Source organism: Streptomyces sp. NPDC006925 (genome assembly GCF_042869575.1).
Lineage (GTDB): Bacteria > Actinomycetota > Actinomycetes > Streptomycetales > Streptomycetaceae > Streptomyces.
Map to the genome: position 1 here is coordinate 437,045 of NZ_JBIAGB010000001.1, position 25,909 is coordinate 462,953.

Consider the following 25,909-nt stretch of genomic DNA (forward strand, 5'->3'; position numbering starts at 1 on the left):
CGTGACGCTAATGGTGGCCTGACCAGCCAGTCAAGGGCCTCCTGGGGGCGGGTGCAGCGGAGCCACCGGGAAGGGCGGGGGCCGGCCCGAACCACGGTTTCCGGTCGTCGTGAAACACGACGATCAGGCCATCCGGACGGGACGAGCGCGCGAGACGGGGGTGTCACCGCAGGCCGCAGGAGCGGAAAGGTGTCACTTTGCGCCACTGATTCAACGCAAAACGTTACCGAAACAGCAGGGGTCGATGTGCTTTGTTCACGCGGACTCGGCAAACTCACTTTCGCCGATAGATCCGGCACTTACCCCAAAGCGGAAGGAAGCACACAATGCGGAAGACCGCACCCTGGCGCACCGTCCTCACCACGGCGGCTGCTGTCACGGGCGCCGTCAGCGCCCTCGCGCTCACGGCAGCACCCGCCGAGGCCGCGCCTGCCAAGGCCACCTCGCTGTACGCCCCCTCGGCCCTGGTGCTCACCATCGCGGACGGCGAGAGCGCCGCGACCACGGCACCCCAGCGTGCCGTCACCCTGAACTGCATGCCGGCCCCGTCCGGCAGCCACCCCGCCGCGCAGGACGCGTGCGCCCGGCTGCGGGCCTCCGGTGGGAACTTCGACGCCCTGGCGGAGGGCGGCGAGCAGACCTTCTGCACCAAGGAATGGCGGCCCATCGTGGTGACCGCCCAGGGCGTGTGGCAGGGCGAGCGCGTCAACTACGAGCGCACCTTCGCCAACGCCTGCCAGAAGCGAGTCGAGGGCAGTTCCGTCTTCGCCTTCTGACCGACGCCCCGGAAGCCGCCGGCGGAGCCCAACCGGCCCCCGGAGGCGGCGCGGCAGGAACGTACTGAGCCCCGCACCTGACCGGTGCGGGGCTCAGCCGTCGAACTGCCGGGGGAACGTCAGCCCTTGCGGGCCTTGATCTCCTCGGTGAGCTGGGGGACGACCTGGAAGAGGTCGCCGACGACGCCGTAGTCGACCAGGTCGAAGATCGGGGCCTCGGAGTCCTTGTTGATGGCCACGATCGTCTTCGAGGTCTGCATACCGGCGCGGTGCTGGATCGCACCGGAGATGCCGGTGGCGATGTAGAGCTGCGGCGAGACGCTCTTGCCGGTCTGGCCCACCTGGTGGGAGTGCGGGTACCAGCCGGCGTCTACCGCCGCGCGGGAGGCGCCCACCGCGGCGCCCAGCGAGTCGGCCAGCCCCTCGATCAGCGGGAAGTTCTCGGCGCCGTTGAGGCCGCGGCCGCCGGAGACCACGATCGCGGCCTCGGTCAGCTCGGGGCGGCCGGTGGACTCGCGCGGGGTGCGCGAGGTGACCTTGGTGCCGGTGGCGGTGTCGCCGAAGCCGACCGCCAGTTCCTCGACCGCGCCGGCGGCGGGAGCCGCCTCCGGGGTGGCCGAGTTGGGCTTGACGGTGATGACCGGAGTGCCCCTGGTGATCCGGGACTTGGTGGTGAAGGCGGCGGCGAAGACCGACTGCGTGGCCACCGGGCCCTCGTCACCGGCCTCCAGGTCGACCGCGTCGGTGACGATGCCGGAGCCGAGGCGGACCGCGAGCCGCGCCGCGATCTCCTTGCCCTCCGCGGAGGAGGGCACCAGCACGGCGGCGGGCGAGACGGCGTCGTAGGCCGCCTGCAGCGCGTCCACCTTCGGGACGACGAGGTAGTCGGCGAATTCGGAGGCGTCGGCGGCCAGTACCCGGGTGGCGCCGTACTCGCCGAGCGTCTTGGCGGCGTCCGCGGCGTTCGGGCCGAGGTGCACGGCGACCGGTTCGCCCAGCCGGCGGGCGAGGGTCAGCAGTTCGAGGGTGGGCTTGCGGACGGCGCCGTCCACGTGGTCGACGTAGACAAGGACTTCAGCCATGGGGTGCTCTCCTGCGGAAGATCAGTGGGAGGTCGATGGGACGAGGGTGCGGCCGGTTCCGGCGGAGCCGCCGCGGCGGCCGGGCCGCCTCAGACGAACTTGCGCTCCGCGAGGAACGCGGCGAGCTGCTTGCCGCCCTCGCCCTCGTCGTCGACGACGGTGCCCGCGGCACGCGGGGGGCGCTCGGCCACGTCCTCGACCTTGGTCCAGGCGCCTTCCAGGCCGACCTCTTCGGCCTCGATGTCCAGGTCGTCGAGGTCCAGCGACTCGACGGGCTTCTTCTTGGCGGCCATGATCCCCTTGAAGGAGGGGTAGCGGGCCTCGCCGGACTGGTCGGTGACGGAGGCGACCGCCGGGAGCGGGGCCTCGAGCTGCTCGGTGGCGGTGTCGCCGTCACGGCGCCCGGTCACCTTGCCGTCCGCCACGGAGACCTCGGACAGCAGCGTCACCTGCGGCACGCCCAGCCGCTCGGCCAGCATCGCGGGCAGCACGCCCATCGTGCCGTCGGTGGAGGCCATGCCGCAGACGACCAGGTCGTAGCCGGTCTTCTCGATGGCCTTGGCCAGGACGTAGGAGGTACCCAGCGCGTCGGTGCCGTGCAGGTCGTCGTCCTCGACGTGCACGGCCTTGTCCGCGCCCATGGACAGCGCCTTGCGCAGGGCGTCCTTGGCGTCCTCCGGGCCCACGGTGAGCACGGTGATCTCCGCGTCGTCGACCCCGTCCGAGTCGGCGATCTGCAGGGCCTGCTCGACGGCGTACTCGTCCAGCTCGGAGAGCAGCCCGTCGACCGACTCGCGGTCGGTGGTCCGGTCCTCCGCGAAGTGCCGGTCACCGGTGGCGTCGGGCACGTACTTCACACAGACAACGATCCTCAAGCTCACGCCGGCTCTCCTACTGCTTCGACTCACGGGTTCCGGTCCGGTGGGACCGGGCGTCCGTCCACAATATTACTCGTCAGTACATCCAGCACGTTCCCCGTTCTCAAGACCGCCGAACTGTGACGTTGCCAACCGTCGCCGACGGGGAGCGGGAACAGCCCAACTCCATCACGCGGGACGGTGCGAAGCGAGTGCCCCGGGGCAGGATCTCGATCACTCCGGATCCGCGGCCGCCTGGGACGCGTCGACCGCGGCGCCCAGCGCCGCGATGACGTCCGCCTTGCGCGGCTGCCCCGTCGCCCGCCTGACGATCCGGCCCCGGGCGTCGAGGACGAACACCATGGGTGTGCCGGTCACCTCCAGCTCGCGCACGAGCGCCAGGTGCTCCTCGGCGTCGATTTCGAGGTGCGCGACGCCCTCGACCATGGCGGCCACCTCGGCGAGCGTGCGGCGGGTGGCACGGCAGGGCTGGCAGAAGGCGCTGGAGAACTGCAGGAGGGTGGCCCGCTCCCCCAGCCGCGCACCGGCACCGATCATCCCGGGGCTCAACCGCTCCACCCGCTCCACCACGAAGACCTCCATTCCTGTGATTCCTGCGATTACCGCGATTCCCGCGTGCATACGGACAAGTCTGCCGTGAGGGTAGCCAGGAGCAACGCTTTGGGGAACGATCTGCCGGAGTCGGAAGTTACGCCCCCGTAAGTACCGGCATCCCGAGACGAAGGGTTACCCCGACGTGGCAGATCTCCTCTACCCGCCGGTGATCGGTGCGGCACGAGCGTGGTTCAAGGCTCTCGACCTGCGCTTCGACATCCGCGGCACCGAACATGTGCCCTCCCGCGGCGGCGCCGTGCTGGTGAGCAACCACATCAGCTACCTGGACTTCCTCTTCACCGGCCTCGCGGCACGCCCCGCAAAACGGCTGGTGCGCTTCATGGCCAAGGAGTCGGTCTTCCGGCACAAGGTCTCCGGACCGCTGATGCGCGCCATGAAGCACATACCCGTGGACCGCTCGCGAGGCGAGCACGCGTACGAGCACGCGCTGCAGGCACTGCGGTCCGGCGAGGTCGTGGGCGTCTTCCCGGAGGCGACCATCTCCCCTTCCTTCACTCTGAAGGACTTCAAGAGCGGCGCGGCCCGGCTGGCACAGGACGCCCGGGTACCGCTCGTCCCGATGGCCCTGTGGGGCACCCAGCGGCTGTGGACCAAGGGCCACAAGCGGGACTTCGGCCGCAACCACTTCCCCGTCGGAATCCGGGTGGGCGAGCCGATCGAGGCGGAGCCGCACGAGTCGGTGCGCGGCATCACCGAGCGGCTGCGCGAGCGGATGCAGGAGCTGCTGGAGACGGCGCAGCGCGCCTACCCGGCCACGCCCCGGACGCCGGACGACACCTGGTGGCTGCCGGCCCACCTCGGCGGCAGCGCACCCACACCCGCGCAGGCCCGCACGCAGTGACCGGGTGACCGGCCCGGCGCACCGCATGGTCCCCGCCACCGGGGCCGCCATGGGGGCGCCCCGGCTCTCGGGGCGCCCCCGGCTACGGCGTTCGTGCGGACGGTCCGGACCGCGGAGCGGCCTCCCCCGCCCGCGCCGGGCCGGCCTCGTCGCTCGGCGCGGGGCCGGCGACCGGGGCCGCGTCCGCCACTGCGAGGCGCCGCGAGCGGAGCTGCCGGGCCCGGTCGAGGAGGATGAGCGGCACGGCGGCCGCGGCGAGGGCGGCCCCGATCAGGCAGACCGACGTGAGGGCGGCACCCCGCGCGAGCGAGGCGGCGGCGAGGACGGGGGTGATGCTGATGCCCAACTGGAAGGCCGAAACGGTGGTGGCACCGGCGAGGGTCGGCGCCTCTGCCGCGATGGCGAAGACCCGTCCGTAGAGAGCGGGGTTCAGGACGAACGCGGCGATGCCGGCCAGGAAGACCGTGGGCACCACCGCCCACACCCGGTGGATCGCGGCGACCATCACAACCGACAGGAGCACGGTCGCCGAAGCGCCGGTGAGGAGCGCCAGGTGCGGGCGCCGGTCGGAGACACGGCCGCCGATGGACAGACCGACGAAGGCTCCGAGTCCGAACAGCGCCAGGACCCCCGGGACGGCCGCCTCGGAGAGAGCGGTGATGTCCTCGAGCATCGCCGCCAGGTAGTTGAATGTGATCATGTAGGCCGCAGTGGTGAGGATCGTGATCCCGTAGATGCCCCACAGCGCCGGTCTCCGCATCGTGGCGAGCTCCCGCGGCACGCTCGGCCCGGCGGACCGCTCGGTGCCCGGAGCGGCGGCGGGGAGTCCGGACAGGCAGCCGAGGATCCCCGCGGCCGTCAGGGCCACGACGGCCCAGAAACCGCCGCGCCACTCGGTGAAGTGGCTGAGCAGCGTGCCCGCGGGACCGCCGGCGACCATGGCCACGCTCAGCCCGCTGACCACGACTCCGGAGGCGCGGGCGTTGCGGTCCGGCGTCACCAGGCTGATCGCGGTGGCCGACGCGACGGCGAAGTAACCCGCGTAGGCGATGCCCGAGAGCACCCTGGTGACCAGCAGGACGCGGTAGTCGCCCAGCAGTCCGACGGCGACGCAGCCGGCGAAGACGCTCTGGGTCACCACCAGCGCGGTGCGGCGGGGCCAGTGCAGGCTGAGCACGGCGAACGGCGGTCCGCCGACCACCACACCGAGCGCGAACGCGGTGATCAGGAAACCGGCCGAGGAGAGCGTGATGTCCAGGTCCTCGGCCACCGCCGGCAGCACGCCGGCCATCAGGAACTCCGCGCTTCCCATCGCGAACAGGCTGAAGCCCAGCAGGTACACGCCGAGGGGCAGCCTGTCGTGGCGGCCGGTGCGGGAGGTCTCCACGGTGCCCGCCATCAGAGCGCACCCCCCGGGGCCGGCTGCTCGCCCTGGACCGCGGCGGACAGCTCCCGCTCGAGGAGCCAGGCGCTCATGTTGATGGCGGCGGTCGAGCCGGCCCCCGCGGCCGTGACGACCTGCGCCCGGGGATTGACCACGTTCCCGGCCGCCCAGACCCCGGGGACGTCCGTGGCGCCCTGCGCGTCGACGGCGACGAGCCCGCTCACCGGGTCCCTGCCCGCTCCCAGCATGGCCAGGATCGCGTCGTGCGGCGCGGGGCTGGGCGCCACGAAGATCGCCTCGCACACGACGGACTCGCCGTCGTCCAGCTCGATGGCGACCGCGTCCCCGTCCCGGGCACCGGCGGGTGCTCCGACTCGCGTGACGCGCCCGTCGACCAGGCGCACCCCGTACGCCGTGAGGCGCTGCCGCTCGGCGGCGCCGACCTCGACGCCGTTGACGCAGAACGCCACCGTCGGGCTGTAGCGGCGCAGCAGCGCGGCCAGATGTACCGACACCGCCGCCATCGGGCTGCCGAGCACGGCGAGAGCGCGTCCCCGTACTTCGTAGCCGTGGCAGTGCGGGCAGTGGTGCACCTGGGATGCCCACCGCTCGGACAGTCCGGGGATGTCGGGCAGCTCGTCGGTCAGCCCGGTGGCGACCAGCACCGACCGGGTGCGCACCGCGTGCTCGTCCCCGAGCCGCAGCTCGAACGTCCCGTCCGGGGCGCGCCGCGCCCCGGCCACCGATGCCCGCAGGAGCGTCCCGCCGTACCGGCCGAACTCGCTCTGCCCGGTCGCGACGAACTCCCCCGGCGCCATGCCGTCCCGGGTCGGATACCCGTGCATGTGGTCGGCGGGCCCGTTGCGGGGAGCGCCGCCGTCGACTGTCAACGTCGCGAACCGCGCCCGTGCGAGCACGATCCCGGCCGCCAGACCGGCGGCCCCGCCGCCGATGACGACGGCGTCCCAGGTACTTCCTGCAGCGGTTGCTGCGTCCATAACGGATCACCTCCACCGACAGAATCGGGAGGACGTTCCACTTTCGACAAAGTCTCTTGCCGATTCCGGGACACATTGGTTTGACTGCGTCCATGGACCCGCAACCCAGCGTCGGCGCCGTGCTCGAACAGATCGCTCCCCGGCTGCGACGCGCCCGCCAGAAGAAGGGCGTCAGCCTGGCCGATCTGGCGCGCGCCACCGGCATCTCGACGAGCACGCTGTCGCGGCTGGAGTCGGCGCAGCGCAAGCCGAGCCTCGAACTGCTCCTGCCGATCACCGGTGCGCTCGGCATCCCGCTCGACGAGGTCGTGGCCGCGCCCCGGATTCTCGACCCTCGGGTACCGCAGCAGCCCACCAAGAAAGACGGCCGGGTGCTGATCCCGCTGTCGCGGCAGCAGGGAGAACCCCGCGCTTACAAGATGACCATCCCCGGGCACGACGATCAGCCCCATCTGCGGACCCACGCGGGCCACGAGTGGCTCTATGTGCTCCGCGGGCAGCTCCGCGTCCGACTGGGCGACCAGGACTTCGTCGCGGGAGCGGGCGAAGCGGCCGAGTTCGACTGCCGGATTCCGCACTGGTTCGGCGCGGCCGGACGCGGGGACGTCGAGGTGCTCAGCCTCTTCGGAAAGCAGGGGGAGCGCATCCACCTGCGCACCCCGCGCCGCTGACGCGGGAGCCCGTCGTGTGTCCGCCCGGGCGGCGCTCGCAGGGGAGAGGCCGGCGGGAGGCCGCGGGCGGAGCGGCAGCGGGCCGCCCATGACTCCCCTCCCGTGGGAGCGGGGAGGCCCGCCCCCGCCGCCGGGCTAGAGCGCCGTGTCGAGCAACTGCCACAGCCGCGCCGGACCCGTGGCCTGCCGCAGTGCCCGCACCACCACCGGGTGCGGCGCGGCGTAGAGCACCGGGTAGTCGCACTCCCCCTTCTCCTGCCACACCGGGAAGGCGAGCTGTTCGCGGTCCAGCCTGAACTGGGCGTTCACTCCCGGCTTGTTGCCCCGCGCGTCCTGCCGCACCCAGTGCCGCGAGCCGGGGAGCCGCACCGCGATCAGCCCGTGGAGGACGTTCAGCTTCTGGTAGCAGAACCCCGCGGGGACGCCCTCCGCACGCAGCAGGGCGACCAGGGCGTGGGACTTGGCGTGGCAGATGCCGACCCGCTGGGCGAGGACGTCCGAGGCCCGCCAGGTGATCCGCCAGTCCTCGACGTCGGCGGAGTGCGGGATGGTGTCGCGGACGAATTCGTAGGCGGCACGGGCGTACGCGGCCGGATCGCCGTCGGTGCCGGAGCGCAGCCGTGCCGCCGTCTCCCGCACCAGGGGATGGGTGTGGTCGACGACGTCGTCGGCGGCGAGGTAGGCGGAGTCGTCCGCGGTGACGGGGGTGAGCTTCATGCCGCGCCAGGGTACGGCGCGGCCCGCCGTAACTCAATACAATTACGACGGGCCGCATAAATATTCGGGCGAGTATGCGGGAAGTCCGGTGCGCTAGCGCCCCATCTCCTCGCGGAGCGCGGCGAGAAAGCCGTCCACGTCCTGCTCTGTGGTGTCGAACGCACACATCCAGCGCACCTCGCCCACCGCCTCGTCCCAGAAGTAGAAGCGGTAGCGCTTCTGCAGGCGTTCGCTCACCTCGTGCGGCAACCGTGCGAAGACGGCGTTCGCCTGCACCGGGTAGCGGATATCCACACCCGACACCTCACGCACACCCGCCGCCAAGCGCTGGGCCATCGCATTGGAGTGCCGTGCGTTGCGCAACCACAGGTCACCCGAGAGCAGGGCCTCCAACTGCACCGATATGAAGCGCATCTTGGAGGCGAGCTGCATCGACAGCTTGCGCAGATGCTTCATATGGCGGACCGCGTCCGGATTCAGCACCACGACGGCCTCGCCGAAGAGCATGCCGTTCTTGGTGCCGCCGAAGGAGAGGATGTCCACACCCGCCGCGTTGGTGAACGCCCGCATCGGGACGTCCAGCGCCGCCGCCGCGTTGGCGATCCGCGCCCCGTCGAGGTGGACGAGCATCCCCCGCTCGTGCGCGTGGTCGCACAGGGCGCGGATCTCCTCCACCGTGTAGAGCGTGCCCAGTTCGGTGTTCTGGGCGAAGGAGACCACCTGCGGCATGGCCCGGTGCTCGTCGTCCCAGCCGAACGCCTCCCGGTCGATCAGCTCCGGGGTCAGCTTGCCGTCCGGCGTGGGTACGGTGAGCAGCTTGAGACCGCCGACCCGCTCGGGCGCCCCGCACTCGTCGACGTGGATGTGCGCGGTGTCGGCGCAGATCACCGCGCCCCACCGGTCGGTGACGGCCTGCAGCGCGACGACGTTGGCGCCGGTCCCGTTGAAGACCGGGAACGCCTCGGCGCGCGGCCCGAAGTGGCTGCGTACGACCGTCTGGAGGTGCTCGGTGTAGTCGTCGGCGCCGTAGGCCGACTGGTGCCCGCCGTTGGCCAGCGCCAGCGCCGCGAGGATCTCGGGGTGCGCGCCCGCGTAGTTGTCGCTGGCGAAACCGCGGATCTGAGGGTCGTGGCGGCGCTTGGCGTCGGTGCCCGGCGACTCCCCGGGGCGGCCGGGTCGGTTCAGGGGTTGGGCGTCAGCCACAGGCGGGTTCCGTTCAGCTCTTCGGCGGGCTCGTTCCAGGTGCCGGCGACGGCCTCGGCGAGGTCCTTGACATCCGTGAAGCCCGCGAACTTCGCGTTCGGCCGGTCGGCCCGCATCTGGTCGTGCACCAGCGCCTTGACCACCAGGATGACAGCGGCGGCCGACGGTCCGCTCTCGCCCCCCGCCTTGCGGAAGGAGTCGCCGAGCGCCAGCGTCCACGCCTCGGCCGCTGCCTTGGAGGCGGCGTAGGCGGCGTTGCCGGCGGTCGGCTTGCTGGCACCCAGTGCGCTGATCAGCAGGAACCGGCCGTCACCCGCGCGCTTGAGTGCGCCCTCGAAGGCCAGGGAGGTGTGCTGGAGGGTGCGCACCAGCAGGTTGTGCAGGGTGTCCCAGTCGGACAGGTCGGTCTCGGCGAACGAGGACGAACCACGCCAGCCCCCGACCAGGTGCACCAGGCCGTCGATCCGGCCGAACTCCTTCTCCGTCTTGTCCGCCCAGGCCCGGGTCTCCTCCAGGCTGAGCAGGTCGACGGTGTCGCCCGTCACGGTGGCTCCCCCGTGCGCGAAGCGCGCGGCGTCCACGGCCTGGGCGAGGCGCTCCGCGTCCGCGTCGCAGGCGACGACGGTGGCACCCTCCTCCGCGAGCCGCAGCAGTGTCGCCTGCCCGGCGGGACCGGCCGCCCCGGCGACCGCGACCACCCGGCCCCGGAGGCTGCCCTCGCCGTTCCCCTCGTACCCGCGCCGTGTCGTGCTGTCCGTCATCTCCGTCGCCTCCTCGTGCTCCTGCCCACCGCTGCGCCCCTGGGGTGACCCGCTCACGCGGCGGCCCGGACCGGGCCGTGCGCGGTGATGCCCTCGGTCGATGCGATCACACCGCGGAGCTTCTTCGCGAGGGCTTCGTAGAACATGCTGAGCGGAAACTCGTCGGGCAGCACCTCGTCGACCAGCTTGCGTGGCGGAAGGGTCAGATCCAGCGCGTCGGGGCCCTTGGCCCAGGTGGAGCCGGGGTGCGGGGCCAGGTAGCGGGAGACCAGCTCATACGCCTTGAACCAGTGGACGATCTTGGGCCGGTCGATACCGGCGCGGTAGAGCTCCTCGATCTCCTCGCGCAGCGCGACGGTGACCCGGCGGGCGAGGTCCCAGTCGATGGAGAGCTTGTTGTCCCGCCAGCGCAGCGCGTCGTGCTGGTGGAGATAGGCGAACAGGAGCTGCCCGCCGAGGCCGTCGTAGTTGCGCCGGCGCGCTCCGGTGACCGGGAAGCGGAAGAGCCGCTCCAGGATGACGGCGTACTGCACGTCCCGGCCCTGCGGCAGGCCGTCGCCCTCGAGCTTGACGGCCTCGTGGAAGGCGGTCAGGTCGCAGCGCAGCTCCTCCAGGCCGTACATCCAGAACGGCTGCCGCTGCTTGATCATGAACGGGTCGAACGGCAGGTCGCCGTGGCTGTGGGTGCGGTCGTGCACCATGTCCCACAGGACGAAGGTCTGCTGGCAGCGCTCCTGGTCGGCCAGCAGATCGCGGGCGTCCTCGGGCAGCTCCAGGCTGGTGACCTCGCAGGCCGCCTCGACGACGCGGCGGAAGCGGGCCGCCTCACGGTCGCAGAAGATGCCGCCCCAGGTGAAGCGCTCGGGCGCCTCGCGGACGGCGATGGTCTCCGGGAAGAGCACGGCGGAGTGCGTGTCGTAGCCCGCGGTGAAGTCCTCGAAGGTGATCCCGCAGAAGAGCGGGTTGTCGTAGCGGGTGCGCTCCAGTTCGGCCAGCCAGTCGGGCCAGACCATGCGCAGGACGAGCGCCTCCAGGTTCCGGTCCGGGTTGCCGTTCTGCGTGTACATGGGAAAGACGACCAGGTGCTGGAGGCCGTCGGCGCGGTCGGCCGCGGGCTGGAAGGCGAGCAGCGAGTCGAGGAAGTCGGGCACGCCGAAGCCGTCGTCGGCCCAGCGGCGCAGGTCGGCCACGAGGGCGCGGTGGTAGTCGGCGTCGTGCGGCAGGAGCGGGGAGAGCTCCTGCACGGCGGCCACCACCCGGTCCAGCTCGGCCCGGATGTCCGCCCGGGCAGGAGCGCCCTCGGCGTCGAAGTCGATCGAGCCGTCCTTGGACTGGGCGGGCCGGACCGCCTCCACGGCGGCCTTCAGAACCGACCAGGCGGGGTGCGCGGCCACACTTTCGGCGGCTCCGCCCGAGGACGGCGAAACACCGCCCGGTGCGGGCGCGGGCGAAAGAATTTCCGTCATGTTGACCCCTCCACAGGAGAAACTCGCGTAGGAGAACCGTATCCGGACGGGCGTCCGCACTCAAGGGGAGGATGCAGAAGAATATCCTGCACGAACCCGGGGTAGACCGTTATTTTTTCGGCGCAGCGCCGGTGACGCCGCCGCCTTTCCCAGTTCCCTCCGCTGGGCGCGGTATGCGGACCGCCGCCGGAGCGGTGCCCGCGGCGGGTGGCCGCGGCGGGTACCCGCGGCGCCCGTGGGGCGGGGCCCGGGAGCGTCCGGCCCGCGGCGTCGTCCGTGCGAAGGGGCGCGGTCCCCGGGACGGGCGGCCACGGGACGGCGGCAGGACGGGCGGAGCTGCGGAGCCCCTCGGCGACACCCGCCGGCACCGCCGACGCCCCCGAGGTGGGCCGGGCACCCGACGCGCGGACCTGCGGACATGACCTAGGGTGGCGGCCACCGCCGTCCCCGCCGAAAGCGAGAGCGCCGTGCCACTGCTGACCGTCGGACACCGCGGAGTGATGGGCGTCGAGCCCGAGAACACGCTGCGCTCCTTCGTCCGCGCCGAACGCGAAGGGCTCGACGTCCTCGAACTCGACCTGCATCTGAGCAGCGACGGCGAACTGGTGGTGATGCACGACGCGGACGTGGACCGCACCACCGACGGCAGCGGGCCGATCGGCGGCCTCACCCTGGCCGAGCTGCGCCGGCTGGACGCGGGGCGGGGCGAGCGGGTGCCGGTCTTCGACGAGGTCGTGGACGCGGTGTCCAGCCCGCTGCAGGCCGAGATCAAGGACCGGGCCGCGGCACGGGTGCTCGCCGAGACGATCAGCAAGCGGGACCTGCACGACCGGGTGACCGTCATCTCCTTCCACGCCGAGGCGCTGCGCGAGACCCGCGAGCACCTGCCGCAGATGCCGCTGGTGCTGGTGGCCGGGCGCTCCTCGCCGACGGCCCCGGAGCGCGCCCGGGAGCTGGGCGCGGGGATGGTCTCGCTCGAGCTGCGGCACCTGGAGGCCGACATCGTCGAGCGGGCGCATGCCGCCGGGATCCAGGTCATCAGCTGGACGGTCAACACCGAGGCGGAACTGGCCCGCGCCCGGGAGCTGGGGCTGGACGGCGTCGTCACCGACCTGCCCGCGATCGGGCAGGCGGCCCGGCACCCGCTCGGCGGGGGACCGTACGGTGATCCGGCGCCCGAGGGCGCCGCCTCCTGACCTCGCGGCCTGCCACGTGCGAGCCGGCCCCGGCCCGGTCCGCACACGGTCACGGTACAGCCGCGCGGGGGTTCACTCCAGCGGCTTGACCAGCAGCTCGAAGGCCAGATCGGGCCGCTGCGGCAGACCGAACCGCTCGTCCCCGTAGGGGAAGGGGCTCAGCTCCCCGGTGCGGCGGTAGCCGCGCCGTTCGTACCAGGCGATCAGCTCCTCGCGCTGCCGGATCACCTGCATCCGCATCCGCTCGGTGCCCCACTCGGCGCGGACCGTGCGCTCCGCCTCGGCCAGGACCGCGCGGCCGACGCCGCCGCCCTGCAGCAGCGGACTGACGGCGAACATGCCGAAGTACGCCTCCGCGCCGTGGTGTTCGAGCTGGCAACAGGCGACGAGAGCGCCGTCCCGCTCGACGACCAGCAGGATGCTCTTCGGGTCGCGGACGACCGCGGCGACACCCTCCGGGTCGGTGCGCTGTCCGTCGAGCAGATCGGCCTCGGTGGTCCAGCCCGCCCGACTCGCCTCGCCCCGGTACGCGGACTCCACGAGTGCGGTCAGAGCCGGGATGTCCGCCTCGTCGGCACGCCGGAAAGTCAGGGGCAGCCCGCCCCGCTGTGCGGTGTCACTCATGTCAGCCGACTCTATCCGGAGCACCGCGGAACTAGAGTGCGGGCATGGTGCATGTACTGAGCAGCCGGGTATTGCTGCGGCCCACCGATCCGGACAGGTCGCGGGCCTTCTACGGGCGGACGCTCGGCCTGGAGATCGCCCGCGAGTTCGGCACCGGACCGGAGCGGGGCACCGTCTACTTCCTGGGCGGCGGCTTCCTGGAGGTCTCCGGGCGCAGCACGGAGCCGCCCTCCCGCACCCTCCAGCTCTGGCTCCAGGTCGCCGACGCGGCCGCGGCGCACGAGGAGCTGCGCGCGGCGGGCGCGGAGATCCTGCGCCCGCCCGTCCAGGAGCCCTGGGGCCTGATCGAGATGTGGATCGCCGACCCGGACGGGCACCGGCTGGTCCTGGTGCAGATCCCGGCCGACCACCCGCTGCGCCACCGGCCCGGCATCTGAGCCCTCAGGGACCGCGCGACGACCCGGCGGCCGGCAGCAGCCCGGCGAGCACCGCGACGCCCTCGGCGACGGACTCGCACACCGCAGACGAACCGGCCTGGTGGCGGCCCTGGCCCGCACGCTCGGCATCCTGCCGCAGGCGCAGGCGACGCTCTGCGGCCTGGCCGCGCTGCCGCACCAGCGCGGTGGCCTTCCAGGACCTCAAGTACGCGGACGCGGCCTGTCTGCTGCGGAGTGCGCGTGGGGGCACGTTGCGGGACACCAGCACGCTGAGAGCGCCGGACGAGCCGAGGGGGGGCGCTCCGCGCCCGGCGTCCCGGATGACCGGGTCCGCCGTTCTGCTCAACTGCTCAATCCGAAGCTGACGCTGCTGGTCTTCGCCGGCTACGGGCTGGCGACCCCGCGGCCACGCGCGACCACCTCGTCTCCCGGGCCCCTGGTGGTCCGGTGGCTGCGCCGCTCGTCCGCGGGTCGGGCGTGGTCCGGACGGCGACGGGTCAACGGATCGGCATGCCTGAGAGCGCTTCGTGGCGGGTTCAGCCGATGAGGTCGATGGTGCGGAGGTAGACACGTCGGATGGGCGGCGCGTCAATGATCAGGAGCGTGACGGAGGTGAATCGGAGGGTGAGGGTGCGCTCGACGTCTGCGGGGTTGTCGCCGTTGACAGGCTGGGTGGCGCCGTAGGGGTCCTCGATGGTGTCGAAGAGGGCGAGGTCGAGTTCTTCCCTGGCGTCGGTAGGGAGGCTGTCCCAGACGGCGGCGACGGCCGCGTTGGAGTGACGGAGCTTGTACACCCCGTAGAGGTTGTCAGATCACGCGGCTCCGCGTGACCGGATTCGGGCAGCTTCTGCGAGGACCTGGGCGGTGACGTCGACGGATCCTTCAGCGGGGCCTTCGCCGCGTTGCTCGCGGGCGATGATGTCCTGGTTCTCGGTGAAGGCTGCCTGCCGGTTCTTCGCGATGCTCTCCCACTTGGCGAAGACGTGCAGGAGCTGATGCGCGGGGGCTTCGTTGATCTCGCCGAGGAAGCGTTGTGCCAGGTCGGGGTCTCGGAGGGCGTCGCGGATGCTTTCGATGGTCCACGGCTGGTCACTCATGCCGACCCCTTCGTACTCAGACCCGCGGTACTCGACGCGCTAGCCAGGTGACTGTGAGCGATCAATATCCATTGGTCGCAGTGACACGACATTAGCGCGGGGACGGCGGCCGGCGCACAGGTGTGGGCACATGCGTCGAGACATCCTCCATGTTTTCGGCCGAGAGTTCCCGCGAAGCAAGTGCCGAGAGTTCCCGCGAAGCAAGTGCTGAGGATTCGCGCTCCGGTTCGCAGGCAGATCCGCGCGATGCCGGCGCCGTCGACGGTGGGCTGGGGTTCGCCGGATCCGTTGCCGTTGGTGAGGAGTGCTCCTGGCAGGCGGCGCGGGTGGCGGGCCGCGGGTCGCGGGTCGGCGGCTTCGAGGGCGCTCGGGACGTGGCCGGGCTGGTCCGTCCGCGCCGTGCAGGTCCCCCGGATCGACCGCCTCCGGGGGACCTGCACGGGCTGACTGGTCCATGCAAGTCCCCTTGCACGGACGCTTCAGCGGATCGGCATGCCCGCGAGGGTGCGGGCAATGACCAGGCGCTGGATCTCGCTGGTGCCCTCGAAGATGGAATAGATGGCCGCGTCCCGGTGCATCCGCTCCACCGGGTACTCGCGGGTGTAGCCGTTGCCCCCGAGGAGCTGGACGGCCTGCGCCGTCACCTTCTTGGCCGTCTCGCTGGCGAACAGTTTGGACATGGAGCCCTCGGCGGACTCGAACCTGCGGCCCGTCACCCCCATCCAGGATGCGCGCCACACCAGGAGCCGGGCGGCGTCGATGCTGGTGCGCATGTCGGCGAGCTGGAAGGCGACGCCCTGGTTGTCGATGATCGGGCGGCCGAACTGCTCGCGTGTCCTGGCGTAGTCGAGCGCGACCTCGTAGGCGGCGCGCGCGGTGCCGACCGCCATGGCGCCGACCGCGGGGCGGGACGCCTCGAAGGTGGCCATGGCCGCGTTCTTGACCCGCTCGCCGCTGCCCTTCCTGGCCCGCTCGCGGGCGCGGGCGAGGCGCTCGTCGAGCTTCTCCTTGCCCCCGAGGAGGCAGTGGCCGGGCACCCGGACACCGTCGAGGACGACTTCGGCGGTGTGCGAGGCGCGGATGCCGTGCTTCTTGAACTTCTGGCCCTGCGAGAGTCCCGGGGTGCCGGGCGGGACGATGAAGGAGGCGTGCCCCTTGGATCCGAGGTCGGGGTCGACGCTGGCGACCACCACGTGGACGTTGGCGATACCGCCGTTGGTCGCCCAGGTCTTGGTGCCGTCGAGCACCCATTCGTCGGCGGCCTCGTCGTACTTCGCGCGGGTGCGCATGGCGGCCACGTCCGACCCCGCGTCCGGCTCGGACGAGCAGAAGGCGGCGACCTTCACGTCCGCGGCATCGCCGTACATCTGCGGCACCCAGGTTCCGATCTGCTCCTCGGTGCCGTTGGCGAGCACGCCGACCGCGGCGAGACCGGTGCCGACGATGGACAGCGCGATGCCCGCGTCGCCCCAGAACAGCTCCTCCATCGCCATCGGGATGCCGAGGCCGGTGGGATCGAAGTACTGCTGGGCGTAGAAGTCGAGCGAGTAGAGGCCGATCTTGGCCGCCTCCTGGATGATCGGCCAGGGGGTCTCCTCGCGCTCGTCCCACTCGGCGGCCGCGGGGCGCATCACGTCGGCGGCGAATCCGTGGAGCCAGTCGCGGACTTCCTTCTGGTCGTCGTTGAGATCCAGTGCGAACTCGGTCTCGGCCATCGTCGGGGTCCTCCGCCTGTAGAGGTTCGTTACCATCGGTAATCCGCAGTCTGTTACCCGTGAGTAGGGGCTGTCAACTCCCGCTCACCACCGCATCCGTGCACGTGAGGGTGTTACGTTTCGGCGCGGCAGGAGCAGCGGACAGGGGCGGGGAGAAGCACCATGGGGACCACACCGACAGACCGGACCGCAGACCGGACCGCAGACCGGACCGACCGGTCCGAGAACACCGGGCAGCGCCGCCGGGAGCTGCTGGAGGCCGCAGAACGGGTCGTGCTCCGCGAAGGCCCCGGGGCCTCCATGAACGCGATCGCCGCCGAGGCGGGCATCACCAAGCCCATCCTCTACCGGCACTTCGGTGACAAGGGCGGCCTCTACCGCGCGCTCGCCTCCCGGCACACCGAAGCACTGCTGACCTCGCTGCGGGCCGCGCTCGACGCGCCCCGGGAGCGGCGCGAGCGCGTCGAGGCGACCCTGGACACCTATCTGGCCGCCATCGAGGCACACCCGCAGGTCTACCGGTTCCTGATGCATCCGGCGGAGGGCGGCTCGTCCGGCGGCGAGCGGGGGTTCGACGTGGGCCAGCACTCGGCCCCGCTGCTGCGGCAACTGGGCGAGGAGCTGGGCGAGGTGATCGCCGAGCGGCTCGACCTGGGTCCGGAGAGCGAGGAACTGGCCCGGGTGTGGGGGCACGGCATCGTCGGCATGATGCACGCCGCCGGGGACTGGTGGCTGCGCGAGAAGCCCTGCGACCGGGCCCTGCTGGTGCGGCACCTGGCCGATCTGCTGTGGGGCAGGCTGGCCGCGGCGGGCGACCGGGTGGGAAGCGCCCGGTTCTGACCGCCGCGCGGCCGTCCGGCTCCGAGCCGGAGCGGGGCCGCTTCGGGGACGGCCCGCTCCGGGGACGGCACCTCTGCGCGACGAGCCGTCAGCCGCGGCCCGGTTCCTCCGCAGCCGGGCGCGACCACGGCGCCCTGCGCACCGCCCGCAGCGTACGGCGCCGGGCCGGCCCGGTGAGCCGCTCGGTGTAGATGCGGCCCTCCAGGTGGTCGCACTCATGCTGGAGGCAGCGGGCGAAGTAGCCGGTCCCCTCGATCCGCACCGGAGCCCCGGTCAGGTCCTCGCCCTCGACGACGGCCAGGTCAGCGCGGGGAGTGCGGGCCTCGAGGCCGGGCAGCGAGAGGCAGCCTTCGGGACCGCGCACGGTCACCCCCTCGACACGCACCAGCCGCGGATTGATCACATGGCCCCGATGGCGTCGGTCCTCGTCGTCGGGGCAGTCGTAGACGAACACCCGCAGCGGCACCCCGATCTGGCAGGCGGCCAGCCCGACCCCGCGGGCCGCGTACATCGACGCGTACAGGTCGTCCACCAGCGCGGGCAGCGCCCGGCGGGCGTCCCCGTCCACCGGGCGGCCGGGGGTGTGCAGCACCGGGTCGCCGTAGGTGCGCAGCGGATGCACCGCACCCGTACTGCCGGGAATGGGGCCGCGTCGCATGCCCGCCAGCCTACGCCGGAGCCCGCGGTGCCGATCTTCCCAGGGTGGCGCGGTCAGGGGTGCGGCCGGATCTCGGTAGGCTTCTCTTCTACGCGAGGGGCAAGGAGGTTCACACACATGGCAGGCAACACGGAGCCGCTGTCGCCGCGGTCCCGGCTGGCCGTGACGGCGGGCAAGGCGGCCGCGGCGGTGTCGCGGGCTGCGGGCCGCGGCAGCGGGTCGGTGATCGGCGGCAAGGTGGCGCTCAGACTCGACCCCGACCTGCTGCAGCGGCTCGCCCAGCACCTGGACGTGATCCTGGTGTCCGCCACCAACGGCAAGACGACGACCACCCGGCTGATCGCCGAGGCGCTGCGCGCCAACGGCGAGGTGGTCTCCAACGCGCTGGGCGCCAACATGCCTGCCGGTATCACCTCGGCACTGGCCGGCGGCTCCAGCGCCCGCTACGGCGTCATCGAGGTGGACGAGAAGTATCTGTCCGGTGTGGCCAAGGACGTCACCCCCAAGGCCATGGCGCTGCTGAACCTCTCGCGTGACCAGCTCGACCGCGCCGGTGAGACCCGGATGCTCGCCGAGCGCTGGCGCGAGGGCCTCTCGGGGCAGCAGGCAGTGATCATCGCCAACGCGGACGACCCACTGGTGGTCTGGGCCGCCTCCTCCTCACCCAATGTGGTGTGGGTCGCCGCGGGCCAGGAGTGGAAGGACGACGCCTGGTCCTGCCCGGCATGCGGCGGGGTGATGCAGCGTCCCGGCGACGACTGGTTCTGCGCCGAGTGCGGCTTCCGCCGCCCGACGCCGACCTGGGCGCTCTCCGGCGACCAGGTCCTGGACCCGCACGGTGCGGCCTGGCCCATCCACCTCCAGCTCCCGGGCCGCGCCAACAAGGCGAACGCCGCCACCTCCGCGGCCGTGGCCGCCGCCTTCGGGGTGCCCCCGCAGGTCGCGCTGGAGCGGATGTACGCCGTCAAGGCCGTCGCGGGACGGTACGACGTGGTCCAGTACCAGGGCCGGGACATGCGGCTGCTGCTGGCCAAGAACCCCGCGGGCTGGCTGGAGACCTTCTCGCTGATCGACCCGCCGCCCACCCCGGTGATCCTCTCGGTGAACGCGCGCAGCGCCGACGGCACCGACACCTCGTGGCTGTGGGACGTCGACTACGGGCGGCTGGCCGGGCACCCGATCTGCGTCATCGGCGACCGCAAGCTCGACCTCGCGGTCCGGCTGGAGGTCGCGGGTGTGGACTTCCAGGTGTGCGAGAGCCCCGAGGACGCGGTGCGCCGCTGCCCGCCCGGGCGGATCGAGACGATCGCGAACTACACCGCGTTCCAGGACCTGCGGCGCGCCGTCGGCAACTGATCACCCGTATCTTGGGGACTCGGGCCTCGCACGCCCGACCCATTCGACCCGCTCAAGGAGACTGGCGGCATGAGTGACACGAGTCTGCGTCTGGTATGGGTCTACCCGGACCTGCTGAGCACGTACGGCGACCAGGGCAACGCGCTCGTGGTGGAGCGGCGGGCGCGGCAGCGCGGGCTGGACGTCCAGCGGCTGGACGTCCGTTCCGACCAGCCGATCCCGACGTCCGGCGACATCTATCTGATCGGCGGCGGTGAGGACCGTCCGCAGCGGCTGGCGTCCGAGCGGCTGCTGCGGGACGGCGGGCTGAACCGGGCCGTGGACAACGGCGCCATCGTCTTCGCGGTGTGCGCCGGATACCAGATCATGGGCCACGAGTTCGTGAACGACCTCGGGGAGCGCTCCGCGGGGCTCGGGCTGCTGGACGTGGTCAGCGGCCGCGGCGAGGCCGAGCGGTGCGTGGGCGACGTCCTCGGCGACGCCGACGAGCAGCTGCGCCTCCCCCAGCTCACCGGCTTCGAGAACCACCAGGGCGTCACGCACCTCGGCCCCGGGGTGCGCCCGCTCGCCCGGGTACAGCTCGGCCACGGCAACGGGACCGGCGACGGGACGGAGGGTGCCTGGCGGGACACCGTCTTCGGGACGTACCTGCACGGTCCGGTGCTGGCCCGCAACCCGCAGATCGCCGATCTGCTGATCAAGCTGTCGCTCGACGTGAACGCGCTGCCCCCGACCGACGACACCTGGTACGAGGCACTGCGCCAGGAGCGGATCGCCGCGGCGACACAGCCCGCCTGACCCGCGCCCGGCGCTGCCGGCCGGAATGCGGTGCCGACCCGCCCGTGTCGGCCGCCCCCGTGCGGGCGGCCGACACGGGCGGGTTCTAGTCTGGTGCGGGCTTATCGGTCGGTTGCGGGAGAGTTCGGATGGATCACGGCGAGCACGGCATGACGATGGACCTGCCACCGTTCACGGTGGCGCGGGGGCTGGAGTTCACGGGTGAGCCCTTCTTCCTGGTCGGCTGTCTGCTCGCGCTCGCGCTCTACGGCTGGGGTGTGGTGCGGCTGCGCCGCCGCGGCGACGCCTGGCCGGTGAGCCGTACGGTGGGCTTCGCGACGGGTGTGGCGACCGTGGCGCTGGTGATGTGCACGGGGCTCAACGACTACGGCATGGTGCTCTTCAGCGTGCACATGGTGCAGCACATGGTGATCAGCATGCTCTCGCCGATCCTGCTGCTGCTGGGCGCGCCCGTCACGCTCGCACTGCGCGCCCTGCCCTCGGCGGCACGCAGCCAGGGGATGCGCCGGGGCCCCCGGGAGGTGCTGGTGGCCCTCCTGCACAGCCGCTACGTGCGGGTGATCTCCCATCCCGCGTTCACCATCCCGCTGTTCATCGCCAGCCTGTACGCGCTCTACTTCACCCCGCTGTTCGACCTGCTGATGGGCTCCATGGCCGGGCACATCGCGATGATGGTGCACTTCCTCGCGGTGGGGCTGGTCTTCTTCTGGCCGATCATGGGCGTGGACCCGGGCCCGCACCGGCCCGGGTACGTGATGCGGATGCTGGAGCTGTTCGCGGGGATGCCGTTCCACGCCTTCTTCGGGATCGCGCTGATGATGGCGTCCGAACCGATGACGGAGACCTACGCGGACCCGCCCGCCTCGCTGGGGGTCAGCGCCCTCGCGGACCAGAACGCGGCCGGTGGCATCGCGTGGGCGTTCAGCGAGATCCCCTCGGTGCTGGTGCTGATCGCGCTGGTCTTCCAGTGGTACGTCACCGAGCAGCGGCAGGCCCGCCGCCGTGACCGCCGGGCCGACCGGGACGGCGACAAGGAGCTGGCGGCCTACAACGCCTACCTCGCCGCGCTGCAGACCAAGGGGTGACCACGCGGGCTCCGGGGGTCGCCTCTCGGGGCCGCACCCGCGTTCCCGGGCCGGAGGCCGGAGGCCGGAGGGGGCGGGGCCGACCGTCCCGGGGGCGCGGTGGCGCACAGGGCCCCGAACGGGTGACGATGGAGGTCGACCGCGGCCCCTGTGCGTGCGCGCCGTGCATCCCGGGGCCGCCGGGAGGAGGCGGTTGTCATGGCTGGGTTGACGCGGATGCCGGTGTCCACGAAGGCGATGACCGTGTGCACGGTCGTGGGCCTGGTGGTGGTGACGGCCTACACCGCGGCACTGGGGAGCAGCGGATGGCTGTGGTTCTGCTGGGTGGTGCTGGGACTGGTCACCCTGGGTGTGTTCGCGACCCGGGACTGAGCCGGGGCCCCGGTGGGCGAAGACCGCGGCCGGGCCGCGGGCTGCCATGGCCGAGCCCGGCGCCCGACGGCCTGGCCACAGCGGCCTCCGGATGAGCGGCCACCGGGTGAGGCCGCACGGGGAGCGGGCCGCCCGGATCACGGCCCGTCCGGACGCGCATGCCGGACCATCCCGGCTCCGGAACGAGTGAACGAGTGAACGAGTGAGAGGCCGGGCCCGCACCCTCTCGGCAGGGTGCGGGCCCGGCCTCTCGCACGTCGCGGGCGACCGACCGTCCGTCGGCGCCCGCCGCCACGGGCCGCCGGTCAGCCCCCGGCGGCGAACTCGGCCAGCAGCGCGTTGTCGAATGCCTTGAGGTCGTCCGGCTTGCGGCTGGTGATCAGCTTGTTGGCGCCGCTGTCGCAGACCTTGACCTGCTCGTCGACCCAGGTGCCGCCCGCGTTGCGGATATCGGTGCGCAGGCTGGGGTACGAGGTCAGGGTGCGCCCGCGCACCACGTCGGCCTCGATCAGGGTCCAGGGGGCGTGGCAGATCGCGGCCACGGGCAGCCCCGCGTCGAAGAACCCCCTCACGAACCCGACGGCGTTCTTGTCGGTGCGCAGCAGGTCCGGATTGGCGACGCCGCCGGGCAGCACGAGCCCGTCGAAGCGGGTCGGATCGGCCTGGGAGACGAGTTGGCCGACGGGGAAGGTGTCGGCCCGGTCCAGATGGTTGAACGCCTGGACGGCCTCCCCGCGGGTGGAGAGCAGGACCGGTGTGCCGCCCGCCTGCTCGACGGCCTCCCACGGGTCGGTCAGCTCGATCTGCTCAGCGCCCTCGGGCGCGACGAGAAAGGCCACTCGCACGTGCCTCACGTCCTTTCCGTCGTCTCCGTCGTCTCTCACGTGCGTCTCCGGGTCCCCCGCCGAGCGGACACCTATGCCTCCGCACCCTGAATCCGCGCCGTCCTCCGGTGGCGCCGAGCCGGCCCCGGGACCGCCGGGAGGGACCGGAGGGAGGGACGTCAGCCGATCTCCCGCTGCCCGCTTCCGGGTGCTCCCGCTGCGTCGCCCGCCTCGGGGTCGTGCTGCTTCCCGGACGGCAGCACCGGGTGGCGCCCCAGAATGAAGACTCCGACGACCACCGCCAGCAGCCCGATCACCTCGCCGGCCAGCGCACCCGGCGTGAGCCGGATGGAGTCCCCCAGGAAGCCGATCCCGCAGGCGATCCCGGCCAGCGGTTCGGCCGCCGTGAGAGACGGCAGCGACATCCGCAGCGGGCCGCCCTCGAAGGCGCTCTGCACGAGCACCAGGCCGACCACGGCCAGCCCGACGATGGTGTAGGCCTGCCAGCTCAGCAGCACACCGATCACCCCCGACGCGCTGTAGATGTCGCCGACTACCCGGGTCAGGGCGTCCTGCAGACCGTAGAGCGCCCCGGCGGCGGCAGCCAGCAGCGGCGGCTCCTTGAAGAGTTCGAGATGCCGCGCGATGAGCACGAGGACGAGCGCGATCCCGGCGAGACTGCCGAACACCAGCCAGTGGCGCAGGGCACTGGCCTGGTACTCCGTGCCCTCCGGCCGGCCCGCCACGATGAAGGCGGTCACTCCCCCGCTGAGCAGCACCACCCCGGCCCAGCCCGACCACCCCAACCGCTGGCTGCTCAGCCGCCGCGCGAACAGCATCGCGAAGAGCAGGTTCGTGGCCAGCAGCGGCTCCACCGTGGACAGATGCCCCTTCATCAGGGCGAACGCGCTGGTGAGCTGGCCGACGACCATGCTGCCGATGCCCAGCAGCCAGCGCGGCACCCGCACCAGGTCCAGGAGCAGCCGGAAGGAGAGCACATCGGCGGTGGGTGCACGGGCGGCGGCGTCCTGTTGCAGCACGAAGCCCAGGCCGAGGAAGCAGGCGGCGACCAGCCCGTAGACGTAGACAGCCACGGGACGCCCCTTTCCACCGACCGGACGGTACGCGTGCCGGTCGACTGCGCTCGCACGCGCGCCCGCCCCTTCGCCCGGGAACAGCGCCGCCGAGACTAGGCGCCCGCACGGGGCGACACCACGCCACCCGCCCCGGTGGCGGGCGGCACGCCCCCTAAGCATGAAAGTCCCAGGTCCGAATGGCGCTTCACCGCCCGCCGGAGCAGCGCCCCGTGGTGCACGACGGGCAGCCGCCGCGCGCCGCGCACCTCCGGCCGTGCCGTCATCCCGCCGCCGCGCGCACCTCCGGGTGGGAGCCCGGCAGAGCCGGCCCCGTTCGCCGGCCGGCCCCGTTCGCCGAGCCCGGGCCGAGGGCGGCTGTAGCCCCGGCGAGGATGCTGGCACCCGGAGCCTCGGGCCGAAGGGACCACCGACCATGACGGGAGCCGGGAAGTGAGAGCGGAACCGTTTCCTCGGGAGCGGCGGCACACCGCGTACTTCCTGCGGGGGGTCCGTGCCTGCGCCCCGGTCTTCCTGGGAGCGGAGGTCGACATGACCGCCGTGCGGCACCACCGGAAGGCCGGTGCCGCCGGTGACCCGGGCGGGAGCTACTCGACCGTCACCTACGTGCTGTACACGGCGGCGCGGGTGCTGGCCGCCCATCCCGAGGCGAACGCCGCACTCCGCGGCGGCCTTCGGCCCCGTGTCGCCCACTACGGCACCGTGGCCGCGAAGCTGGCGTTGGACAAGAGGATGGGCGGGCGCCGCGTCGTCCTCTCGGCGGTGCTGCCGGACGTACACCTGATGAGCCTGCGGGACATCGCTCAGAGCACGGCTCGTTTCCGCGACGGCGACCCGGATGCGATGCCGGAGTTCGCGGGGGTACGGATCCTGCAGCGGCTGCCGGGGCCGCTGGGGCGGCTCGCCCACCGGGCGGGAACGCGGCCGTTGCGCCGCCGCCTCGCCACCACCGGCACGTTCTCCGTCACCTCCCTGGGACACCGGCCCCTCACCTGGTTCCACTCCGTCGGCGGCACCACGGTCACCCTGGGCCTGGGCGCTGTCGCCGACCGCCCGGTGGTGCGCGGCGGCGCGGTCACCGCGGCGCCTGTGCTGCCGCTCTCCCTCACCTTCGACCACCGGGTGATCGACGGGGCCGAGGCGGCGGATGTCCTCGGCGAGATCAAGCACGCATTGGAGAACTTCGGCCGGTCCGGCACGGACGGTGGTGGCTCCGTGGGAGGAAGGGGACCCGGGTCCGGCCCGGCGGGCCTCGCCCGTCGGTGTCCGTGAGGCTCACGTCCGGTGGGACCCGAGCGTGCTCATCGGGGGCGGAACGGAGGGGGTCGACCTGTCGGCGGCGGAGTTCGGCACGGCCGGGGGCGCCGTCGGCCGGGAACGTGCGGTGCCCCCGTCGGCGGCGGCAACTCCCCTCTCGTACCCCCCGGTTGGTCACGCCCTCTAGGCTGGGAGGCGAGAGCGTCCGATCTGCCCATGACACCCACACCTTCCGACGGAGCGCGTATGACCACGGCGTCCGGCAACGCGACCGGCCACACCTCCTCCGGCGGTCCGCGCGCCGGTGGCACCGACCGCTGGCTGCGCCGCATGGCCGCCGCACCGAACGCCCGTACCCGGCTGATCTGCTTCCCGCACGCCGGAGGTTCGGCCGGTTTCTTCTTCCCCCTCCTGAAGTCCCTGCCGGGCACCGTCGAGGCGTACGCCGTGCAGTATCCGGGGCGCCAGGACCGGCTGGCCGAACCGAGCCTCACCTCGGTGGACGAGCTGGTCGACGCCGTCTGTGAGGTTCTGCCGCAGGAGCCCGCGATGCCCTTGGTGCTGTTCGGGCACAGCATGGGTGCGACTCTCGCCTTCGAGGTGGCGCGGCGCCGGGAGCGGTCGGGATCCGGGTCCCCGCTGGGGCTGATCGTCTCCGGCCGCCGGGCGCCTTCCCTGCAGCGCACGGAGACCGTCCATCAGCGCGACGACGAGGGTCTCGTCGCCGAGATCCGCCGGCTGAGCGGCACGGACGACTCGCTGCTGGACGATCCGGAGATCCGCAGGATGTTCCTGCCCGCCCTCCGTGCCGACTACCGGGCGATCGAGACCTACCGCATGGCGCCCGGACCTCCGCTCCGGTGTCCGCTGAGTGTCTTCGTCGGGGACGCCGACCCCCGTGTCTCCGTCGCCGAGGCGGAGGCGTGGCGCGGGCAGGCGGGCGGTGAGATCTCTCTCCAGGTCTTCCCCGGCGGTCACTTCTACCTCAGCGACCGGCCGGAGGAGTTCTCCGACCGCCTCACCACGGAGCTGACCAGGTTCTGCGGGCCCGTCGCCGGGGGCCGCTGAGCCCCCGGAGCGAAGGCCCGGCGTGAAGTCCCGGAGTGGACGTGCCCCGGGTGTGTACGGGGGTGGCTTCGGTGCGGAGATGCCGGTCCCCCGGGA

At 72.3% G+C, this 25,909-nt stretch carries 29 protein-coding genes; 12 read left to right on the forward strand and 17 right to left on the reverse strand.

Annotated elements, in window-relative coordinates:
• Nucleotides 1-326: 326 nt before the first annotated feature.
• A complete protein-coding gene (locus ACFYNS_RS01990) occupies nt 327-776 on the forward strand; it encodes a subtilase-type protease inhibitor (RefSeq protein ID WP_074999670.1) in 450 nt (149 codons plus the stop codon).
• A gap of 119 nt (nt 777-895) precedes the next feature.
• On the opposite strand, the gene ACFYNS_RS01995 is transcribed toward ACFYNS_RS01990, so the two are convergent.
• The 3 genes from ACFYNS_RS01995 to ACFYNS_RS02005 form a co-directional block, all read right to left on the reverse strand.
• Entirely contained in the window at nt 896-1,858 is a 963-nt protein-coding gene (locus ACFYNS_RS01995) for an electron transfer flavoprotein subunit alpha/FixB family protein (protein WP_388600121.1), read from the reverse strand.
• 89 nt (nt 1,859-1,947) lie between these two features.
• Nucleotides 1,948-2,739: an electron transfer flavoprotein subunit beta/FixA family protein gene (locus ACFYNS_RS02000; protein ID WP_074999672.1), complete on the reverse strand. Its 792-nt coding sequence runs from the start codon at nt 2,737-2,739 to the stop codon at nt 1,948-1,950.
• A 210-nt stretch (nt 2,740-2,949) separates the two neighbouring features.
• Nucleotides 2,950-3,318, reverse strand: a complete 369-nt coding sequence (locus ACFYNS_RS02005; RefSeq protein WP_360294454.1) for a thioredoxin family protein — start codon at nt 3,316-3,318, stop codon at nt 2,950-2,952.
• A 154-nt stretch (nt 3,319-3,472) separates the two neighbouring features.
• Here ACFYNS_RS02005 and ACFYNS_RS02010 point away from each other — a divergent pair, with 154 nt between their 5' ends.
• Nucleotides 3,473-4,192, forward strand: a complete 720-nt coding sequence (locus ACFYNS_RS02010; protein ID WP_360294452.1) for a lysophospholipid acyltransferase family protein — start codon at nt 3,473-3,475, stop codon at nt 4,190-4,192.
• Nucleotides 4,193-4,274: 82 nt separating this feature from the next.
• Here the strand turns inward: ACFYNS_RS02010 and ACFYNS_RS02015 are convergent, their stop codons facing one another.
• The gene (locus ACFYNS_RS02015; RefSeq protein ID WP_388600125.1) at nt 4,275-5,591 is read right to left on the reverse strand and encodes an MFS transporter; all 1,317 of its coding nucleotides are present in this window, start codon (nt 5,589-5,591) and stop codon (nt 4,275-4,277) included.
• Nucleotides 5,591-6,574: an NAD(P)/FAD-dependent oxidoreductase gene (locus tag ACFYNS_RS02020; protein ID WP_388600127.1), complete on the reverse strand. Its 984-nt coding sequence runs from the start codon at nt 6,572-6,574 to the stop codon at nt 5,591-5,593. Before ACFYNS_RS02020 ends, ACFYNS_RS02015 begins: the two co-directional genes overlap by 1 nt.
• Before the next feature lie 92 nt (nt 6,575-6,666).
• On the opposite strand from ACFYNS_RS02020, the gene ACFYNS_RS02025 reads away from it, so the two are divergent.
• A complete protein-coding gene (locus ACFYNS_RS02025) occupies nt 6,667-7,245 on the forward strand; it encodes an XRE family transcriptional regulator (RefSeq protein WP_360294443.1) in 579 nt (192 codons plus the stop codon).
• Nucleotides 7,246-7,380: 135 nt separating this feature from the next.
• Here the strand turns inward: ACFYNS_RS02025 and ACFYNS_RS02030 are convergent, their stop codons facing one another.
• The 4 genes from ACFYNS_RS02030 to ACFYNS_RS02045 all read right to left on the reverse strand — a co-directional run bounded on the left by ACFYNS_RS02030 (nt 7,381) and on the right by ACFYNS_RS02045 (nt 11,392).
• A complete protein-coding gene (locus ACFYNS_RS02030) occupies nt 7,381-7,962 on the reverse strand; it encodes a transglutaminase family protein (RefSeq protein ID WP_388600131.1) in 582 nt (193 codons plus the stop codon).
• Between the two features lie 93 nt (nt 7,963-8,055).
• Complete coding sequence (locus tag ACFYNS_RS02035) at nt 8,056-9,165, reverse strand: threonine aldolase family protein (RefSeq protein ID WP_388600134.1); 1,110 nt, start codon at nt 9,163-9,165, stop codon at nt 8,056-8,058.
• Nucleotides 9,144-9,926 (reverse strand): SDR family NAD(P)-dependent oxidoreductase, encoded by a 783-nt coding sequence (locus tag ACFYNS_RS02040; protein ID WP_360294435.1) that lies wholly within the window; start codon nt 9,924-9,926, stop codon nt 9,144-9,146. Before ACFYNS_RS02040 ends, ACFYNS_RS02035 begins: the two co-directional genes overlap by 22 nt.
• A 53-nt stretch (nt 9,927-9,979) precedes the next feature.
• Nucleotides 9,980-11,392: a DUF6421 family protein gene (locus tag ACFYNS_RS02045; protein WP_360294432.1), complete on the reverse strand. Its 1,413-nt coding sequence runs from the start codon at nt 11,390-11,392 to the stop codon at nt 9,980-9,982.
• 467 nt (nt 11,393-11,859) lie between these two features.
• Between ACFYNS_RS02045 and ACFYNS_RS02050 the strand changes: the two genes are divergently transcribed.
• Nucleotides 11,860-12,588: a glycerophosphodiester phosphodiesterase family protein gene (locus ACFYNS_RS02050; RefSeq protein ID WP_360294429.1), complete on the forward strand. Its 729-nt coding sequence runs from the start codon at nt 11,860-11,862 to the stop codon at nt 12,586-12,588.
• A gap of 72 nt (nt 12,589-12,660) precedes the next feature.
• Here ACFYNS_RS02050 and ACFYNS_RS02055 read toward each other — a convergent pair whose 3' ends face one another.
• On the reverse strand, nt 12,661-13,212 hold the full coding sequence (locus tag ACFYNS_RS02055; protein ID WP_388600136.1) for a GNAT family N-acetyltransferase: 552 nt from the start codon (nt 13,210-13,212) through the stop codon (nt 12,661-12,663).
• 44 nt (nt 13,213-13,256) lie between these two features.
• On the opposite strand from ACFYNS_RS02055, the gene ACFYNS_RS02060 reads away from it, so the two are divergent.
• Nucleotides 13,257-13,649 carry a VOC family protein gene (locus tag ACFYNS_RS02060; RefSeq protein ID WP_360294423.1) on the forward strand — a complete coding sequence of 131 codons (393 nt, stop codon included), beginning with the start codon at nt 13,257-13,259 and terminating at the stop codon, nt 13,647-13,649.
• Between the two features lie 4 nt (nt 13,650-13,653).
• On the opposite strand, the gene ACFYNS_RS02065 is transcribed toward ACFYNS_RS02060, so the two are convergent.
• The 4 genes from ACFYNS_RS02065 to ACFYNS_RS02080 all read right to left on the reverse strand — a co-directional run bounded on the left by ACFYNS_RS02065 (nt 13,654) and on the right by ACFYNS_RS02080 (nt 16,461).
• Complete coding sequence (locus ACFYNS_RS02065; RefSeq protein WP_388600138.1) at nt 13,654-13,995, reverse strand: hypothetical protein; 342 nt, start codon at nt 13,993-13,995, stop codon at nt 13,654-13,656.
• Between the two features lie 190 nt (nt 13,996-14,185).
• Nucleotides 14,186-14,443: a hypothetical protein gene (locus tag ACFYNS_RS02070; protein WP_360294417.1), complete on the reverse strand. Its 258-nt coding sequence runs from the start codon at nt 14,441-14,443 to the stop codon at nt 14,186-14,188.
• An 18-nt stretch (nt 14,444-14,461) separates the two neighbouring features.
• The gene (locus ACFYNS_RS02075; RefSeq protein ID WP_360294415.1) at nt 14,462-14,746 is read right to left on the reverse strand and encodes a hypothetical protein; all 285 of its coding nucleotides are present in this window, start codon (nt 14,744-14,746) and stop codon (nt 14,462-14,464) included.
• Nucleotides 14,747-15,225: 479 nt separating this feature from the next.
• The gene (locus ACFYNS_RS02080; protein WP_388600141.1) at nt 15,226-16,461 is read right to left on the reverse strand and encodes an acyl-CoA dehydrogenase family protein; all 1,236 of its coding nucleotides are present in this window, start codon (nt 16,459-16,461) and stop codon (nt 15,226-15,228) included.
• A 162-nt stretch (nt 16,462-16,623) separates the two neighbouring features.
• Between ACFYNS_RS02080 and ACFYNS_RS02085 the strand changes: the two genes are divergently transcribed.
• Nucleotides 16,624-17,301: a TetR family transcriptional regulator gene (locus ACFYNS_RS02085; RefSeq protein WP_388600143.1), complete on the forward strand. Its 678-nt coding sequence runs from the start codon at nt 16,624-16,626 to the stop codon at nt 17,299-17,301.
• 88 nt (nt 17,302-17,389) lie between these two features.
• Here ACFYNS_RS02085 and def read toward each other — a convergent pair whose 3' ends face one another.
• Nucleotides 17,390-17,959, reverse strand: coding sequence for a peptide deformylase (gene def / locus ACFYNS_RS02090; protein WP_388600145.1), 570 nt, complete (start codon nt 17,957-17,959; stop codon nt 17,390-17,392).
• 117 nt (nt 17,960-18,076) lie between these two features.
• On the opposite strand from def, the gene ACFYNS_RS02095 reads away from it, so the two are divergent.
• The 4 genes from ACFYNS_RS02095 (at nt 18,077) to ACFYNS_RS02110 (ending at nt 21,570) form a co-directional block, all read left to right on the forward strand.
• Nucleotides 18,077-19,315, forward strand: coding sequence for a MurT ligase domain-containing protein (locus ACFYNS_RS02095; RefSeq protein ID WP_360294403.1), 1,239 nt, complete (start codon nt 18,077-18,079; stop codon nt 19,313-19,315).
• Nucleotides 19,316-19,384: 69 nt separating this feature from the next.
• Entirely contained in the window at nt 19,385-20,113 is a 729-nt protein-coding gene (locus tag ACFYNS_RS02100) for a type 1 glutamine amidotransferase (RefSeq protein WP_019357313.1), read from the forward strand.
• Nucleotides 20,114-20,241: 128 nt separating this feature from the next.
• On the forward strand, nt 20,242-21,198 hold the full coding sequence (locus tag ACFYNS_RS02105; protein ID WP_360294400.1) for a cytochrome c oxidase assembly protein: 957 nt from the start codon (nt 20,242-20,244) through the stop codon (nt 21,196-21,198).
• 198 nt (nt 21,199-21,396) lie between these two features.
• Nucleotides 21,397-21,570 (forward strand): hypothetical protein, encoded by a 174-nt coding sequence (locus tag ACFYNS_RS02110; protein WP_158687595.1) that lies wholly within the window; start codon nt 21,397-21,399, stop codon nt 21,568-21,570.
• A gap of 305 nt (nt 21,571-21,875) precedes the next feature.
• Here the strand turns inward: ACFYNS_RS02110 and ACFYNS_RS02115 are convergent, their stop codons facing one another.
• Together ACFYNS_RS02115 and ACFYNS_RS02120 are read right to left on the reverse strand one after the other, a co-directional pair.
• Nucleotides 21,876-22,415, reverse strand: a complete 540-nt coding sequence (locus ACFYNS_RS02115) for a type 1 glutamine amidotransferase domain-containing protein (protein ID WP_360294398.1) — start codon at nt 22,413-22,415, stop codon at nt 21,876-21,878.
• A gap of 158 nt (nt 22,416-22,573) precedes the next feature.
• Nucleotides 22,574-23,488, reverse strand: coding sequence for a DMT family transporter (locus tag ACFYNS_RS02120; RefSeq protein WP_360294396.1), 915 nt, complete (start codon nt 23,486-23,488; stop codon nt 22,574-22,576).
• Between the two features lie 432 nt (nt 23,489-23,920).
• Here ACFYNS_RS02120 and ACFYNS_RS02125 point away from each other — a divergent pair, with 432 nt between their 5' ends.
• Both ACFYNS_RS02125 and ACFYNS_RS02130 read left to right on the forward strand, forming a co-directional pair.
• Nucleotides 23,921-24,760: a 2-oxo acid dehydrogenase subunit E2 gene (locus ACFYNS_RS02125; protein WP_360294393.1), complete on the forward strand. Its 840-nt coding sequence runs from the start codon at nt 23,921-23,923 to the stop codon at nt 24,758-24,760.
• A 231-nt stretch (nt 24,761-24,991) separates the two neighbouring features.
• Nucleotides 24,992-25,813, forward strand: a complete 822-nt coding sequence (locus ACFYNS_RS02130) for a thioesterase II family protein (RefSeq protein WP_388600148.1) — start codon at nt 24,992-24,994, stop codon at nt 25,811-25,813.
• Nucleotides 25,814-25,909: the final 96 nt, after the last annotated feature.

Excerpts from the sequence above, each read along its gene's own strand:
- ACFYNS_RS02040 (WP_360294435.1), bottom strand. The coding sequence starts at position 9,926 with ATGACGGACAGCACGACACGGCGCGGGTACGAGGGGAACGGCGAGGGC.
- ACFYNS_RS02110 (WP_158687595.1), top strand. The coding sequence starts at position 21,397 with ATGGCTGGGTTGACGCGGATGCCGGTGTCCACGAAGGCGATGACCGTG.
- ACFYNS_RS02100 (WP_019357313.1), top strand. The coding sequence starts at position 19,385 with ATGAGTGACACGAGTCTGCGTCTGGTATGGGTCTACCCGGACCTGCTG.
- ACFYNS_RS02015 (WP_388600125.1), bottom strand. The coding sequence starts at position 5,591 with ATGGCGGGCACCGTGGAGACCTCCCGCACCGGCCGCCACGACAGGCTG.
- ACFYNS_RS02080 (WP_388600141.1), bottom strand. The coding sequence starts at position 16,461 with ATGGCCGAGACCGAGTTCGCACTGGATCTCAACGACGACCAGAAGGAA.
- ACFYNS_RS02130 (WP_388600148.1), top strand. The coding sequence starts at position 24,992 with ATGACCACGGCGTCCGGCAACGCGACCGGCCACACCTCCTCCGGCGGT.
- ACFYNS_RS02020 (WP_388600127.1), bottom strand. The coding sequence starts at position 6,574 with ATGGACGCAGCAACCGCTGCAGGAAGTACCTGGGACGCCGTCGTCATC.
- ACFYNS_RS02055 (WP_388600136.1), bottom strand. The coding sequence starts at position 13,212 with ATGAGTGACACCGCACAGCGGGGCGGGCTGCCCCTGACTTTCCGGCGT.
- ACFYNS_RS02045 (WP_360294432.1), bottom strand. The coding sequence starts at position 11,392 with ATGACGGAAATTCTTTCGCCCGCGCCCGCACCGGGCGGTGTTTCGCCG.
- ACFYNS_RS02025 (WP_360294443.1), top strand. The coding sequence starts at position 6,667 with ATGGACCCGCAACCCAGCGTCGGCGCCGTGCTCGAACAGATCGCTCCC.
- ACFYNS_RS02095 (WP_360294403.1), top strand. The coding sequence starts at position 18,077 with ATGGCAGGCAACACGGAGCCGCTGTCGCCGCGGTCCCGGCTGGCCGTG.
- ACFYNS_RS02060 (WP_360294423.1), top strand. The coding sequence starts at position 13,257 with ATGGTGCATGTACTGAGCAGCCGGGTATTGCTGCGGCCCACCGATCCG.
- ACFYNS_RS01995 (WP_388600121.1), bottom strand. The coding sequence starts at position 1,858 with ATGGCTGAAGTCCTTGTCTACGTCGACCACGTGGACGGCGCCGTCCGC.
- ACFYNS_RS02005 (WP_360294454.1), bottom strand. The coding sequence starts at position 3,318 with ATGGAGGTCTTCGTGGTGGAGCGGGTGGAGCGGTTGAGCCCCGGGATG.
- ACFYNS_RS02085 (WP_388600143.1), top strand. The coding sequence starts at position 16,624 with ATGGGGACCACACCGACAGACCGGACCGCAGACCGGACCGCAGACCGG.
- ACFYNS_RS02030 (WP_388600131.1), bottom strand. The coding sequence starts at position 7,962 with ATGAAGCTCACCCCCGTCACCGCGGACGACTCCGCCTACCTCGCCGCC.
- def (WP_388600145.1), bottom strand. The coding sequence starts at position 17,959 with ATGCGACGCGGCCCCATTCCCGGCAGTACGGGTGCGGTGCATCCGCTG.
- ACFYNS_RS01990 (WP_074999670.1), top strand. The coding sequence starts at position 327 with ATGCGGAAGACCGCACCCTGGCGCACCGTCCTCACCACGGCGGCTGCT.
- ACFYNS_RS02075 (WP_360294415.1), bottom strand. The coding sequence starts at position 14,746 with ATGAGTGACCAGCCGTGGACCATCGAAAGCATCCGCGACGCCCTCCGA.
- ACFYNS_RS02105 (WP_360294400.1), top strand. The coding sequence starts at position 20,242 with ATGGATCACGGCGAGCACGGCATGACGATGGACCTGCCACCGTTCACG.